At 56.6% G+C, this 13,810-nt stretch carries 13 protein-coding genes; 5 read left to right on the forward strand and 8 right to left on the reverse strand.

Features of this window, described 5'->3' with window-relative positions:
• Positions 1–2 precede the first annotated feature (2 nt).
• The gene (apaG, locus tag ACMYSP_RS08870) at positions 3–380 is read left to right on the forward strand and encodes a Co2+/Mg2+ efflux protein ApaG (RefSeq protein ID WP_123757538.1); all 378 of its coding nucleotides are present in this window, start codon (positions 3–5) and stop codon (positions 378–380) included.
• A 3-nt stretch (positions 381–383) separates the two neighbouring features.
• Positions 384–1,232, forward strand: coding sequence for a bis(5'-nucleosyl)-tetraphosphatase (symmetrical) ApaH (gene apaH / locus ACMYSP_RS08875; RefSeq protein ID WP_434586398.1), 849 nt, complete (start codon positions 384–386; stop codon positions 1,230–1,232).
• A 96-nt stretch (positions 1,233–1,328) separates the two neighbouring features.
• On the opposite strand, the gene folA is transcribed toward apaH, so the two are convergent.
• From folA to ACMYSP_RS08905, 6 genes are all read right to left on the reverse strand, one after another.
• Positions 1,329–1,808 (reverse strand): type 3 dihydrofolate reductase, encoded by a 480-nt coding sequence (folA, locus tag ACMYSP_RS08880; protein ID WP_123757540.1) that lies wholly within the window; start codon positions 1,806–1,808, stop codon positions 1,329–1,331.
• A 197-nt stretch (positions 1,809–2,005) separates the two neighbouring features.
• Positions 2,006–3,871, reverse strand: a complete 1,866-nt coding sequence (gene kefC / locus ACMYSP_RS08885; protein ID WP_434586399.1) for a glutathione-regulated potassium-efflux system protein KefC — start codon at positions 3,869–3,871, stop codon at positions 2,006–2,008.
• Positions 3,864–4,394 (reverse strand): glutathione-regulated potassium-efflux system oxidoreductase KefF, encoded by a 531-nt coding sequence (gene kefF / locus ACMYSP_RS08890; protein WP_434586400.1) that lies wholly within the window; start codon positions 4,392–4,394, stop codon positions 3,864–3,866. Before kefF ends, kefC begins: the two co-directional genes overlap by 8 nt.
• An 80-nt stretch (positions 4,395–4,474) precedes the next feature.
• On the reverse strand, positions 4,475–5,794 hold the full coding sequence (locus ACMYSP_RS08895) for an MFS transporter (RefSeq protein ID WP_123757544.1): 1,320 nt from the start codon (positions 5,792–5,794) through the stop codon (positions 4,475–4,477).
• 72 nt (positions 5,795–5,866) lie between these two features.
• Positions 5,867–6,817, reverse strand: coding sequence for a 2-hydroxyacid dehydrogenase (locus ACMYSP_RS08900; RefSeq protein WP_434586401.1), 951 nt, complete (start codon positions 6,815–6,817; stop codon positions 5,867–5,869).
• A gap of 210 nt (positions 6,818–7,027) precedes the next feature.
• Positions 7,028–8,020: a LacI family DNA-binding transcriptional regulator gene (locus ACMYSP_RS08905; protein ID WP_174509118.1), complete on the reverse strand. Its 993-nt coding sequence runs from the start codon at positions 8,018–8,020 to the stop codon at positions 7,028–7,030.
• 288 nt (positions 8,021–8,308) lie between these two features.
• Between ACMYSP_RS08905 and idnO the strand changes: the two genes are divergently transcribed.
• Genes idnO through ACMYSP_RS08920 form a run of 3 tightly spaced genes read left to right on the forward strand, consistent with a single transcriptional unit; the run spans position 8,309 to position 10,082 of the window.
• Positions 8,309–9,073 carry a gluconate 5-dehydrogenase gene (gene idnO, locus ACMYSP_RS08910; protein ID WP_434586402.1) on the forward strand — a complete coding sequence of 255 codons (765 nt, stop codon included), beginning with the start codon at positions 8,309–8,311 and terminating at the stop codon, positions 9,071–9,073.
• 14 nt (positions 9,074–9,087) lie between these two features.
• Positions 9,088–9,618, forward strand: a complete 531-nt coding sequence (locus ACMYSP_RS08915; protein WP_254444107.1) for a gluconokinase — start codon at positions 9,088–9,090, stop codon at positions 9,616–9,618.
• Positions 9,615–10,082 carry a YhcH/YjgK/YiaL family protein gene (locus tag ACMYSP_RS08920; protein WP_434586403.1) on the forward strand — a complete coding sequence of 156 codons (468 nt, stop codon included), beginning with the start codon at positions 9,615–9,617 and terminating at the stop codon, positions 10,080–10,082. The genes ACMYSP_RS08915 and ACMYSP_RS08920 overlap by 4 nt, the downstream gene beginning before the upstream one ends.
• 53 nt (positions 10,083–10,135) lie before the next feature.
• On the opposite strand, the gene ACMYSP_RS08925 is transcribed toward ACMYSP_RS08920, so the two are convergent.
• A complete protein-coding gene (locus tag ACMYSP_RS08925; RefSeq protein WP_434586404.1) occupies positions 10,136–10,372 on the reverse strand; it encodes a YgdI/YgdR family lipoprotein in 237 nt (78 codons plus the stop codon).
• 201 nt (positions 10,373–10,573) lie between these two features.
• Complete coding sequence (gene carB, locus ACMYSP_RS08930) at positions 10,574–13,798, reverse strand: carbamoyl-phosphate synthase large subunit (RefSeq protein ID WP_174509114.1); 3,225 nt, start codon at positions 13,796–13,798, stop codon at positions 10,574–10,576.
• Positions 13,799–13,810: the final 12 nt, after the last annotated feature.

The raw sequence follows: 13,810 nt of genomic DNA on the forward strand, positions 1-13,810 counted from the left end.
CCATGATCAATTCGCCTCGAGTTTGCGTCCAGGTGCAAAGCGTCTATATCGAATCGCAGTCTTCCCCGGAAGAGGAGCGCTACGTCTTCGCTTATACCGTCACTATTCGCAATCTGGGGCGGACTCAGGTTCAGCTTCTTGGCCGCTACTGGCTTATCACCAACGGCCACGGTCGTGAGACTGAAGTTCAGGGTGAAGGGGTTGTCGGCGAACAGCCGCATATTCCCGCAGGCGGTGAATTTCAATATACCAGCGGGGCCGTCATTGAAACGCCGCTGGGCACCATGCAGGGACATTACGATATGATCGATGTGAACGGCGTGCCGTTCTCGATCGATATCCCTGTTTTCCGTCTCGCAGTACCAACGCTCATTCACTAAATAATGTCTACATATCTTATTGGCGACGTTCACGGTTGCTACGATGAACTGATCGCGTTATTAAAGCAGGTGGCCTTTACCCCAGGGAACGATACGCTGTGGCTCACGGGCGATCTCGTCGCACGCGGCCCGGGTTCACTTGAGGTCTTACGCTACGTCAAATCTCTGGGCGATAGCGCTCGTCTGGTCCTTGGTAATCACGACCTGCATCTGCTGGCCGTTTTCGCCGGGATCAGCCGCAACAAACCGAAAGATCGCCTGAAATCACTGCTTGAAGCACCGGATGCCGACGACCTGCTCAACTGGTTACGTCGTCAGCCGCTGCTGCAAATCGATGAACAGAAAAAACTGGTGATGGCCCATGCCGGCATCACGCCGCAGTGGGATCTGGAGACGGCAAAAGAGTGCGCACGCGACGTCGAAGCCGTCCTCTCCAGCGACTCCTATCCATTCTTCCTCGACGCGATGTATGGCGATATGCCGAATAACTGGAGCAACGAGCTGAGCGGCCTTGCCCGTCTGCGCTTTATCTCCAACGCCTTTACCCGCATGCGTTACTGCTTCCCGAATGGTCAGTTGGATATGTATGCCAAAGAGGCACCGGAAAACGCCCCCGCGCCGTTAAAGCCGTGGTTTGCGATCCCGGGTCCGGTCGCCAGTGAATACAGTATTGCGTTTGGACATTGGGCTTCGCTGGAAGGCCGCGGTACGCCTGAGGGGATTTATGCCCTTGATACGGGCTGCTGCTGGGGCGGGGATCTCACCTGCCTGCGCTGGGAAGACAAGCAGTACTTTACTCAGCCATCAAACCGGCAGAAAGATCAAACCGAAGGCGACGCGATCGCGTCTTAAGTAGAGCGTCCCGGATGACCGCCAACTGGCGCTATCCGGGCAACGCTTTCGCGCGCTAAAAGCTCCCCGGCGCGCCTGACGCCACCGGGGATAGCCTTAACGGCGCTCGAGGATCTCGAAGCAGTAGCTGTGTGAATTCTGCGCGTCGGCATCATGGAATTCGCTGAATACCGATTCCCACTGGTCCGGATCGTAGTCAGGGAAATGCGTATCGCCTTCCACTTCTGCATCGATGTGGGTCAGATACAGCTTGTGCGCTTTCGGCAGAAACTGCTCATACACGCGACCGCCACCGATCACCATCATCTCGTCAACATCGCCGCAGGCAGCAATCGCTTCATCCACCGATTTCACCCACTGCACGCGATCGTCGGTGCCCGGCTGGCTGCTGATAACGATATTTTTCCGCCCTGGCAGCGGACGACCAATAGACTCCCAGGTCAGGCGCCCCATCACTACCGGCTTGTTTAACGTATTACGTTTAAACCAGGCGAGATCGGCAGGCAGGTTCCATGGCATGGCGTTTTCCATACCGATGACGCGATCTACCGCTAACGCCGCAATCAGACTGATCATTGAAAATTTCCCGAATGCAAAAAATTGCCGCCACTATACGGAAAGCGTAATACTTCGTCGACTGCGTGGAGAGTAAAGAATAAGAAAATTTTTAGATTTGCTGGCGAGCCCACGTAAGCCACGTGAACCGCCAGCTGCGGATTTAAATTGAAAACAAAATGTTAACTGTAAACAAAACGTAACAGTGCGTTTTCGCCTCAGGATGCCGGCTTATTGTCGGGTTCGTCGGCGATATTGCCGGTATGTCTACCCTCTTCGGTTCCCTGCCAGCCGTGGCGCTGAACCAACGATAAATGGTTACGATCTTCGTTGATAATCCCGGTCAACATGTCACTGGTTCGTTTGAACACCGCCACGCGAGACGCCGCATCGTTTTCCGCCATCTCGACCATCTCTTCCACCATTTTCTGGTTAAAGCGACGGAACAGATCGGCACGCTCACGCGCTTCATAGGCACCCAGTCCCAGCGCCTCCAGCGCCATACGCCCGGATTTCAGTGCCGCTTCGAAGGTTTCACGCTCCGGGGCGTCTACGCCAGCCTGACGCAGCTGGATGTAGTGATCAACATCGCGGGCGCGGGAGATAATCTGCAGATGCGGGAAGTGCTCTTTCGCCAGCTCCACCAGCTGCAGGCTGGCCTGCGGATCGTCGATGGCATTAATCAGCACTTCGGCTTTTGCCGCCCCTGCTGACTCCAGCAGATCCGCGCGCGTGGCGTCACCATAGAACACTTTCATATCAAACTTACGCAGCGTCTCCACGTGGTCCGGATCGTGATCGAGGATCACCATCTTCACCCCTCCGGAAAGCAGCACACGCCCGGCAATCTGCCCGTAACGCCCAAAGCCAGCAATAATTACCCGCGGCTGCTCTTCATCAATTTCATCGGCTTCACGCTCCTGGCCGCTGGAGGATTTCTCCAGCCGGGTCAGCAGCACCAGCAGGATCGGCGTGGCCGCCATCGACAGCGCCACCGCTAAGGTCAGCGCCTTCGCCCACTCGCTGTCCAGTACGTCCGCCAGCTGCGCTGCGCCGAAGACCACGAAGGCAAACTCACTCCCCTGCCCCAGCAGCACCGCAAACCAGCGGCGCTGCGCACGCGGCACGCCAAGCGGTTTGGCGATCGCCCACAGCATCACACCTTTAATGACCAGGAAACCGACCAGTAAAATCAGGATCCGCAGCGGATGGCTCATCAGAGTACCGAAATCGATCGACATCCCGACACCGATGAAAAACAGCCCCAGCAGCAGGCCCTTAAACGGTTCGATATCGCTTTCCAGCGCATGGCGATACTCCGAGCTCGCCAGCAGTACCCCGGCGAGGAACGCCCCCATCGCCATCGACAGCCCCACTTCCTCCAGCAACAGGCCAAAGCCGAACACCAGGAACAGGGCCACGGCGCTGAATACTTCGCGCAGGCCCGAGCGGGCCACGAAACGCAGTACCGGACGGGTGACATAGCGCCCCAGCGCCACCACCAGCACCAACGCCCCCGCGACTTTAAGCGCGGACAACGCAAAAGCGCCGAGGGTGGTGGAACCGCCGCTGGCGGCCAGCAGCGGGATCATCGCCACCAGCGGGATCGCCGCGATATCCTGAAACAGCAGAACGGCAAACGCGCTGCGCCCCATCTGCGAGACCGTCAGGTTACGTTCGTTCATCGCCTGCATGGCGATGGCCGTCGACGACAGCGCCAGGGTCATGCCAATCAGCTCCGCAACCTGCCAGCGCATCCCCAGCAGCATGCAAAACAGGCCAATCAGCGCCCCGCACACCACCATCTGTAATGCACCCCCGCCAAACACCGACGCCCGCAGTTTCCACAGACGCTGCGGGTCAAGCTCCAGGCCAATCACAAACAGCATCAGGACCACGCCAATTTCGGCAAAATGCAAAATCGCCTCGGCGTCCGTCACCAGGCGCAGGCCCCACGGCCCGATAATGCACCCGGCGATCAAATAACCCAGCACCGACCCCAGCCCAAGACGCACGGCAATCGGCACAATCAGGGCGGCAGACCCCAGATAAATCAGCGCCTGTATCAGCGTATGGCTATCCATGGTGCGCCTCCTGCCATTCAATTAAACGTTGTCGATAGTGGCGCGCCTGCGCCTGAAGGGTTTCATCATCACAGATAAACGTGCAGTGCATGGCGAACGGCGGCAGCCACTTCATGCCGCAGTACAGCCCGGTGGCCTGTAGCGGCTGGGACAGCACTTCAAAGCCAGGAAATGCACCGATATCGAAGTGGCTCTCGCCGCCGCCGGTGGTCACCGCCCACATCAGGGATTTTCCCTGCAGCGCAATACCGTTATGACCGTAAGCCCAACCGTGCGACAGCACCTTATCCATCCACAGCTTCATCAGCGGCGGAACGCTGTACCACTGCATCGGATGCTGCCAGATAATCAGATCGGCTTTCGCCAGCGCCGCCTGTTCGGCGGCGATGTCGATGTTAAAGTCGGGGTAAAGTTGATAGAGGGAGCGTATTTCTACGCCATCCAGCGTCCTTGCCTGCTCCAGCATCCGCTTATTCGCATGCGAGTGATGCGGATAGGGATGGGCATAAATTATCAGAATCATTGATTAGCCTGCGTTAACTCTCGTTGTAATCTGCAAGAGTGTAGTCAGTTAATCGAAGCGCTTACAATCATAACCTGATTTTATGTCTGCGGACTGCCGGCCTTATGTGGCTGCGGGCTGGCGGTAACCTCGGGTTCGCTGACGTCGAGATCGCAGCGTTTCGGCAGCAGGAAGGTCATGGTCCCGGCAATGATTAGCGATCCCGCCAGGGCGCAAACCGCCACGTTCTGGCCATACAGATAGATCATCACCCCCACCAGATAGGGACCGCAGAATCCGCCAAGGTTACCGAGGCCATTTATCACCCCGCGAGCGCTACCGGCCACTTCCGCAGAGGCGATCCGCCCCGGCATCGACCAGAACGGGCTGGTGGCTGATTTGAGGAAAAAGCCGCAAATCACCAGTGCGATATAGGCCGCCACGACGTGCTCACGCAACAATACCGAGGCCACTAGCGCCGCCGCAAAGCTATAAAGCGAGAAGCGCACCCACAGACGACGTTTACCGCTGCGATCGCTGAATAACGAAATGACATAAATCCCGGCAAGCGTCGCCACGAACGGCAATACCGCAAGAAGACCCACGCTGGCCATACTGCCGCCGGTCAGCCCTTTGAGGATGGTCGGCAGCCACAGGGTGTAGCCGTAATCGCCGGTCTGATAGAAGAAGTTGAGGATCACCAGTTTCATCAGTCCGCCGTTGCGGAAAACATCTTTGACCGGCGCCTTGCTGACTGCGTCTTCCGCCAGTTTCGCCGCCCGCTCGGCGGCCAGCGTCGTGACCAGGTAGTGACGCTCTTTTTCCGGTAGCCAGCGGGCCTCTTCCGGACGGTCGCTGATCATGAACCACCATACCGCCAGCACCACCACCGACAGCAGACCTTCGATAATAAACAGCCAGCGCCAGTCAAGCGCGGCGATGATCGCCCCGGATACCGGTGCGGTCAGCATGCCGCCCAATGGAGCGAACATCATCACGAAGGCGTTGGCGCGCCCCAGCTCTTTTTCCGGGAACCAGTTGCTGACCATCGTCAGGACCACCGGCAACATGCCGCCCTCAGACACGCCGAGGATAAAACGCAGCACCAGCAGTTGATATTCATGAGTCACAAAGCCGGTAGCAACCGAAACCACCGCCCAAGCCATCAGCGACCAGGCAATAAAACGTTTACCGCTGCCGTTTACCGCAATTCGCCCACCGGGTATTTGTAGAAATAAATAGCCAATAAAAAAGATGCCGCTGGCAACACCGGCCATCTGGCTGGTAATACCTAAGTCCTCTTCCATTCCACCGGGTAATGCGAAACTAATATTAACCCGGTCCATAAACGAAATAATACAGGCGATCAACACCGGCGTAATAATACGCCACCAGCGGGTGCTGGGAATTTTATCATTCATATTTCGCGCTCTCTATGCAGAGGTTATTGTTGTCATTAAATACGAGCTGGGTACAGAAATAAGAGAGAGAAATTAATTAATCGCGTTCGGTAATGGCGCGTCAGCAAAATAAGCCGCCACGTTGGCAAAAACCACATCACTCATTTTCTGTCGGGTTTCATGGGTCGCACTGGCCACGTGCGGCTGCAGCACGACGTTATCGAGCGCAATCAGCGCCGCCGGCACATGCGGTTCATCTTCAAACACGTCGAGAGCCGCCCCGGCGATAACACCGTTTTGTAACGCCTGAATCAACGCTTTCTCATCCACCAGCGAGCCGCGGGCGATGTTGATCAGCCATGCCTGTTTCGGCATGACGTTAAACACCGAATAATCGATCAGCCCGCGATTGGCTTCGCCACCGGAGGCTGCAATCACCAGGAAATCGCTCTCGTGGGCCAGGGTATGCAGATCGGCGCACCACTGATAATCAAGCCCCGGCACCGGTTTGCGGTCGGTGTAAAGCACCTGCATGTCGAAGCCGCGGGCGCGACGGGCAATCGCCTGGCCGATATTCCCCATCCCCAACAGACCAATGCGTTTACCACTGACCTGAGTTGCCAGCGGCATCCCGCCCTTCTCCCAGCGCCCTTCCCGGACAAAGCGATCGCCCTGGCACAGATTGCGGGACGCGGCCAGCAGCAGCCCCATCGCCAGGTCCGCTACGTCATTGGTCAGCACGCCGGAGGTGATGGAGATCTTAATCTGTCTGCTACGTGCATATTCCACATCAACGGCATCAGTGCCGACGCCGAAAATGGCAATCAGGCCAACGTGCGGCAGCAACTCAAGGACGCTGTTTTGCACCCCGATGTCTCCACGGGTAACGACAACGGCGATGTTCTCGCCTTGTTCACGCAGAAAACTTATCGGATCGTCCTGCTCGTACAGACGCAGCAGCGGGAAATGGGCCGCCAGTTGCTCCTGCAGTGCATCAATAACGGGGGCCACTAAAAGGACGGCGCGGGTAAGAGTACTCTTCATCAGATCACCTGTTTGACGGTTCGTTACGACGGTAGTCACTATCAAACGGGTTTTTAGCAGGGCGTTTTGCGATCTGTATCACGCTGAATCGTGTTAAAAATAGCTGTTACCCTCTACGTGATCCCTAAGACAAAACCAGCGTATCCGGCTGCGACGCGGGACATGGCGTTAACGGTTTGCTAACACCGTGGCGTCGCACGTTAGACGGGGTTAGATCGTTTCCCCCAGTGACAGGCGGTAGTGCAGGTCAACTTTCTCGATGGTTGGCAGTCCTTTGATTTTTTTGATTAAAATCTCAGTAGCGACCTTACCCATCTCAAAGCGCGGAGTCAGCACGCTGGCCAGCCGCGGGGTGATGATCTGGCCGATCTCCAGACCATGAAAGCCGGCGATCGCCAGCTCCTGCGGGACATTGATACCCGATGCAAGGCACTCCTGTAACACCCCAACCGCCAGGTCATCATTGGTACAGAGGATCCCGTCCATGGTGGCATACATCTGCCGCGCCAGATTCATCATGCCGGTGCCGATCGACACCGACGACACCTTATTCGGTGCAATACGCCCGGTCGCCAGTCCGGCATTCTCCATCGCCTGGCAATAGCCAGCGTAGCGCTGCTCGTCGCGCACGTCAGACATCGAGCCGAAATAGATAATATGCCGCTTGCCGCTCGCCAGCAGCATCGTGGTCATGTCAAAACCGGCTTTGAAGTTATCGAACCCGACGTTGATGCGCCCGGGATTCTCCGCCAGCCCCATCACTTCGGCGATGGGAATTTTGGCGGCGTTGAGGTACTTATCCGCCCGCAGGGTGTGAACCGACTCGGTCAGCAGCAGGCCTTTGACATGAAACGCCAGCACCGCCGCGATCTGTTCCTCTTCGCGCTGGCGGTCGTAATCGTAGTTGACCACCAGCGTCTGGTAGCCATGCGCCGCGGTCACCGATTCGATCCCCGCCAGCAGGTCGGCGAAGATTTGGTTATGAAAAGAGGGAATTAAGACGCCAATGCGCGGGACGACGACGCTGGTCATCGCCGGATTATCGGGATCGGGTTCATAGCCGATTTCCGCAATCACGCTGGCGATACGTTCTGCGGTCTCCGGTTTGACTTTGTCCGGCGTACGTAAATAGCGGCTGACGGTCATCTTGGTTACGCCAGCCAGCGCTGCAATATCATTGAGCGTAATGCGTTGTGCTTTCATCTATCGACCCGTCAAATACATCCACTGCATCAGGCCATTATGCCTGCCGTTCAGGAAAAAGAGAATCACGCCATTCTGCGCTTAACCCCTTGAGCCGCGGTAATTTCCACCCGACATCACGTTTAGCGTAACCCCTTTTCGTAACACCCTTTTGAGTGATCTTCATCACAGATTTACCCGACAAAAATCCGTGAGATAGAGCACAGGTTGTTGCGGGTCATGTTTTGCCATCAGCGGCATTAACACGCACCACATCATTTATATTCAGCCGTTAATCAGGATATCAAGATGAAAGATCTTTTCAGCTTACAAGGCAAACGTATTTTAATTACTGGCGCAGGACAAGGAATTGGTTTTGTCATGGCGCAAGGCCTTGCACAATATGGCGCAGAAATTATTGTCAACGATATTTCGGCGTCTCGTGCGGATGATGCGGTCATGAAATTACGTGATGAAGGTGCTATCGCCCACACCGCGGTATTTAATGTCACCGATGCCGACGCGGTAGAAAATGCGATTGCGAAAATTGAAACCGATATCGGTGCAATTGACGTGTTATTTAATAACGCAGGTATTCAGCGCCGTCACCCTTTTACCGAATTTCCGGTGCAGGAATGGCATGACGTTATTTCCGTCAACCAGACCGCGGTATTCCTGGTCTCCCAGGCGGTAGCCAAACGCATGGTCAGCCGCCGGCGCGGCAAGATCGTCAACATCTGCTCCATGCAGAGCGAACTGGGTCGCGACACCATTACCCCGTATGCCGCCGCCAAAGGCGCAGTGAAGATGTTGACTCGCGGCATGTGCGTCGAACTGGCGCGCGATAATATTCAGGTCAACGGTATTGCGCCGGGCTATTTTAAAACCGCCATGACCCAGGCCCTGGTGGACGATCGGGCCTTTACCGACTGGTTATGTAAACGCACGCCTGCCGCACGCTGGGGCGATCCGCAAGAGCTGGTTGGCGCCGCCGTGTTTCTCTCCTCCAAAGCATCCGATTTCGTCAATGGACATCTGTTATTCGTCGACGGCGGCATGCTGGTTGCCGTCTGATTAAGGAGCGCATTATGGCAGGGCAATGCATTATTTTGATGGGCGTATCGGGCACCGGGAAGACCACCGTGGGTCAGGCGCTGGCCCAGGCGCTTGGCGCTAAATTTATCGACGGTGACGATCTTCATCCCCGGCAGAACATCGTCAAAATGGCCGCCAGTCAGCCGCTGGATGATAACGATCGCCAGCCGTGGCTGGAACGCATTGGCGATGTGATTTTCAGCCTTGGGCAGAAGAACGAATCCGGCGTGCTGGTATGCTCGGCGCTGAAAAAGCGCTACCGCGACCAGCTGCGCGAGGGGAATCCCCATTTACGCTTCCTGTGGCTGACCGGCGACTACGACTGCATTTTGCAACGGATGCAGGCACGTAAGGGCCACTTTATGCCGGAGGCCCTGCTGCGCAGCCAGTTTGCCGCGCTGGAAACCCCAGACGCCAGCGAAGGCGATATCGTCGCGGTGGATATCGCCCCCGATGTCGCGAGCATTGTGGCGCACTCCATCACATTACTTAACCCGCAACCCACGCAGGGAGTCCCGGCATGATTATCGATACCTTAAGCGCCGCCGCTAAAAACAACTTTTATCCGCCGGTTATCCGCAAAGCGTTACAGGCGGTACTGCAGCAGGAGCCGCACGCTCTGCCACCGGGGAAATACACCGTCGATGGCGATAATCTGTTTTTTACCGTTGTCGAAGGCAGCACGAAACCGCTGGCGGAACAGCGCCCGGAGTTCCATCGTCAGTACATCGATATTCATATTGTGCTGCAAGGCGAGGAGATTATCGGGGCCGGTAATAAGGGCCTGGAGATTGTCCCGGACGGGCCGTTTAAGGACGCCCACGATATTGGCTTTTGTGAGGGGATCAGCAGCGAAACGCTGATTCATCTGCATCCTGAAGAGCTGGCCGTCCTGTTTCCCGGTGAGCTGCATCGGCCAATGAGCGCCATGGATGCCGGCGCTCCGCTGCGCAAGATTATCGTCAAAATTGACCACGCGCTGCTTTAATCAGCCAGCCATCGGCCCCGCAGCCTTCCATGCGGGGCCACATAATTTGTCTCTTAGTTATCCAGTTCATCCATCGACTTAACCTGATCGCGATTGATCTGTTCGGTACGGCCGGTTTCCGCATTTTTGTAAGACACCATGCCGGTATCATCATCCACCTGCGGTTTGCCATCGGTCACAATGGTTTTGCCATCGGTAGTTTTCAGCGACTGATTGGATGAACACCCGGCGACGGTAAACAGTGCAGCGGCGGCGAAAACAGCAGCGGTGAGGGGTTTATTGTATTGCATCGTGTTTCTCTCCCGTTATTCAGTCAAATTAATCATTTCCTAACCACTTCAGGCTAGCTGACCAAACCGGGAGAGAACACCAGAACTCTCCGAAGTGGTGTTTTCACGCGGATGTCCTTGTTTTTGTTTAAAGCCGATCGCTGTGCAAAAAAAACGCCCCCGGTGTCGACCACCGGAGGCGCTTTTTACGGGCAGCTAAGATTACTTCTTAATCTGCGCGTGCATTTCCTGTACCGAGGTGACTTTCTCGATAGCGTTGGCGTTCAGCGCCATTGCCGTCGCGAAACCGCCGTTCAGGGTGGTGTCGTAATGGACTTTGTACTGCAGGGCGCTGCGGCGAATCAGCTTGGAGTCTTCAATCGCCTGACGACCTTCGGTGGTGTTGATGATGTAGGTGTATTCGCCATTCTTGATACGGTCCTGAATGTGCGGACGGCCTTCATGCACCTTGTTCACCAGACGTGGGTTGATACCGGCTTCACCCAGCACAATCGCGGTGCCGTGGGTAGCATCCAGTTCGAAACCAAACTTCAGCAGTTTCGCTGCCAGGTCAACCACACGCTCTTTGTCACCTTCACGAACGGAGAGCAGCGCGCGCCCCTGTTTTTTCATGGTTGAGCTGCTGCCCAACTGCGCTTTGGCGAACGCTTCGGCGAAGGTACGCCCTACGCCCATCACTTCCCCGGTAGAGCGCATTTCTGGCCCTAACAGCGGGTCAACGCCCGGGAATTTGTTGAACGGCAGCACCACTTCTTTCACCGAGTAATACGGCGGGATAATCTCTTTGGTTACGCCCTGCTGTGCCAGAGTCTGGCCAGCCATCACGCGCGCCGCCACTTTGGCCAGCGGGATACCAGTGGCTTTCGAGACGAACGGGACGGTACGTGCCGCACGCGGGTTGACTTCAATCAGGTAGACTTCGTTGTTCTTCACCGCGAACTGGACGTTCATCAGGCCACGAACCTGCAGTTCGAAGGCCAGCTTCTGCACCTGCTCGCGCATCACATCCTGAATTTCCTGGCTCAGGGTGTAGGCCGGCAGAGAACACGCGGAGTCGCCGGAGTGTACGCCAGCCTGTTCGATGTGCTCCATGATGCCGCCAATCAGCACCATTTCGCCGTCGCAGATCGCGTCAACGTCAACTTCTACCGCGTCATCAAGGAAGCGGTCCAGCAGCACCGGCGCATCGTTAGAAACGCTGACTGCGGTCTGGAAGTAGCGACGCAGGTCGGCTTCGTCGTAGACGATTTCCATCGCCCGACCACCGAGGACGTAGGACGGACGTACCACCAGCGGGTAGCCAATCTCTTTTGCCTTCTCAACGGCCATCTCGATGGCGGTAACGGTGGCGTTAGCCGGCTGCTTCAGCTTCAGACGGTCAACCGCCTGCTGGAAACGCTCGCGGTCTTCCGCACGGTCAATCGCATCCGGGCTGGTGCCGATAACCGGTACGCCAGCCGCTTCCAGCGCACGCGCCAGTTTCAGCGGAGTCTGGCCGCCGTACTGCACGATGACGCCTTTCGGCTTCTCGATACGGACGATTTCCAGCACGTCTTCCAGGGTGACCGGTTCAAAGTACAGACGATCAGAAGTGTCGTAGTCGGTCGACACTGTTTCTGGGTTACAGTTGACCATAATGGTCTCGTAACCGTCTTCACGCAGCGCCAGCGAGGCGTGTACGCAGCAGTAGTCGAATTCGATACCCTGACCGATACGGTTCGGGCCGCCGCCGAGGACCATGATTTTATCGCGGTCAACGGACGGGTTCGCTTCACACTCTTCGTCGTAGGTGGAGTACATGTAGGCGGTGTCGGTCGCAAATTCCGCCGCACAGGTATCCACGCGCTTGTAGACCGGATGCAGATTGTACTGGTCGCGCAGCTTGCGGATTTCGCCTTCACGCACGCCCGCCAGTTTTGCCAGACGCGCGTCGGCAAAGCCTTTGCGCTTAAGCTGGTGCAGGAAGTCAGCGGTAAGGCCGGTGATACCGAGCTCGGTCACTTTCTCTTCCAGACGTACCAGCTCTTCGATTTGCACCAGGAACCAACGGTCGATGTTGGTCAGGTTGAAGACGCCATCCACAGACAGCCCGGCACGGAATGCATCGGCGATGTACCAGATACGCTCGGCGCCAGCGTCTTTCAGCTCGCGGCGGATTTTGGTCAGCGCTTCCGGGTCGTCGAGGCTCACTTTCGGGTCGAAACCGGTGGCGCCCACTTCGAGGCCACGCAGCGCTTTCTGCAGAGATTCCTGCTGGGTGCGGCCAATCGCCATTACTTCACCCACAGATTTCATCTGCGTGGTCAGACGGTCGTTCGCGCCCACGAATTTTTCAAAGTTGAAGCGTGGAATTTTGGTGACGACGTAGTCGATGGATGGTTCGAACGATGCCGGGGTACGACCGCCGGTGATGTCGTTCATCAGCTCATCCAGGGTGTAACCTACCGCCAGTTTCGCCGCCACTTTTGCAATCGGGAAGCCGGTCGCTTTCGATGCCAGTGCGGAGGAGCGTGATACGCGCGGGTTCATTTCGATAACAATCAGGCGACCATCTTTCGGGTTCACCGAGAACTGAACGTTAGAGCCGCCGGTTTCCACGCCGATTTCACGCAGTACCGCCATCGAGGCGTTACGCATCACCTGATACTCTTTGTCGGTCAGGGTTTGCGCCGGCGCCACGGTGATGGAGTCACCGGTGTGAATCCCCATGGCGTCGAAGTTTTCGATGGAGCAGACGATGATGCAGTTGTCATTCTTATCGCGCACCACTTCCATTTCGTACTCTTTCCAGCCGATCAGCGATTCATCAATCAGCAGCTCGTTGGTCGGAGAGAGATCCAGACCGCGGGTACAAATTTCTTCGAACTCTTCGCGGTTGTAGGCGATGCCGCCGCCGGTACCGCCCATGGTGAAGCTCGGGCGAATGATGCACGGATAGCCCACATCGGCAGCAACGGCCAGCGCTTCTTCCATCGTGTGTGCAATACCAGAACGCGCGGTATCAAGCCCAATTTTCTTCATCGCCACATCGAAGCGACGGCGGTCTTCTGCTTTATCAATCGCATCGGCGGTGGCGCCAATCATGGTCACGCCGAACTCTTCCAGCACGCCCTGACGTTCCAGCTCCAGCGCACAGTTCAGCGCCGTCTGGCCGCCCATAGTCGGCAGAACCGCGTCCGGGCGCTCTTTTTCAATGATTTTACGAACCACTTCCCAGTGAATCGGCTCAATGTAGGTCGCATCGGCCATTTCCGGGTCGGTCATGATGGTGGCCGGGTTAGAGTTCACCAGGATGACGCGGTAACCTTCTTCGCGCAGGGCTTTACAAGCCTGAGCGCCAGAGTAGTCAAATTCACAAGCCTGGCCGATAACGATCGGGCCAGCGCCAAGAATCAGGATGCTTTTTATGTCTGTACGTTTTGGCATGGCTTTTTTCTC

The organism is Klebsiella sp. R390 (assembly GCF_051131745.1).
Lineage (GTDB): Bacteria > Pseudomonadota > Gammaproteobacteria > Enterobacterales > Enterobacteriaceae > Klebsiella.

Bases quoted from the DNA above. Each gene is read 5' to 3' on its own strand.
- apaG (WP_123757538.1), top strand. From the start codon at position 3: ATGATCAATTCGCCTCGAGTTTGCGTCCAGGTGCAAAGCGTCTATATC.
- apaH (WP_434586398.1), top strand. From the start codon at position 384: ATGTCTACATATCTTATTGGCGACGTTCACGGTTGCTACGATGAACTG.
- folA (WP_123757540.1), bottom strand. From the start codon at position 1,808: ATGATCAGTCTGATTGCGGCGTTAGCGGTAGATCGCGTCATCGGTATG.
- kefC (WP_434586399.1), bottom strand. From the start codon at position 3,871: ATGGATAGCCATACGCTGATACAGGCGCTGATTTATCTGGGGTCTGCC.
- kefF (WP_434586400.1), bottom strand. From the start codon at position 4,394: ATGATTCTGATAATTTATGCCCATCCCTATCCGCATCACTCGCATGCG.
- ACMYSP_RS08895 (WP_123757544.1), bottom strand. From the start codon at position 5,794: ATGAATGATAAAATTCCCAGCACCCGCTGGTGGCGTATTATTACGCCG.
- ACMYSP_RS08900 (WP_434586401.1), bottom strand. From the start codon at position 6,817: ATGAAGAGTACTCTTACCCGCGCCGTCCTTTTAGTGGCCCCCGTTATT.
- ACMYSP_RS08905 (WP_174509118.1), bottom strand. From the start codon at position 8,020: ATGAAAGCACAACGCATTACGCTCAATGATATTGCAGCGCTGGCTGGC.
- idnO (WP_434586402.1), top strand. From the start codon at position 8,309: ATGAAAGATCTTTTCAGCTTACAAGGCAAACGTATTTTAATTACTGGC.
- ACMYSP_RS08915 (WP_254444107.1), top strand. From the start codon at position 9,088: ATGGCAGGGCAATGCATTATTTTGATGGGCGTATCGGGCACCGGGAAG.
- ACMYSP_RS08920 (WP_434586403.1), top strand. From the start codon at position 9,615: ATGATTATCGATACCTTAAGCGCCGCCGCTAAAAACAACTTTTATCCG.
- ACMYSP_RS08925 (WP_434586404.1), bottom strand. From the start codon at position 10,372: ATGCAATACAATAAACCCCTCACCGCTGCTGTTTTCGCCGCCGCTGCA.
- carB (WP_174509114.1), bottom strand. From the start codon at position 13,798: ATGCCAAAACGTACAGACATAAAAAGCATCCTGATTCTTGGCGCTGGC.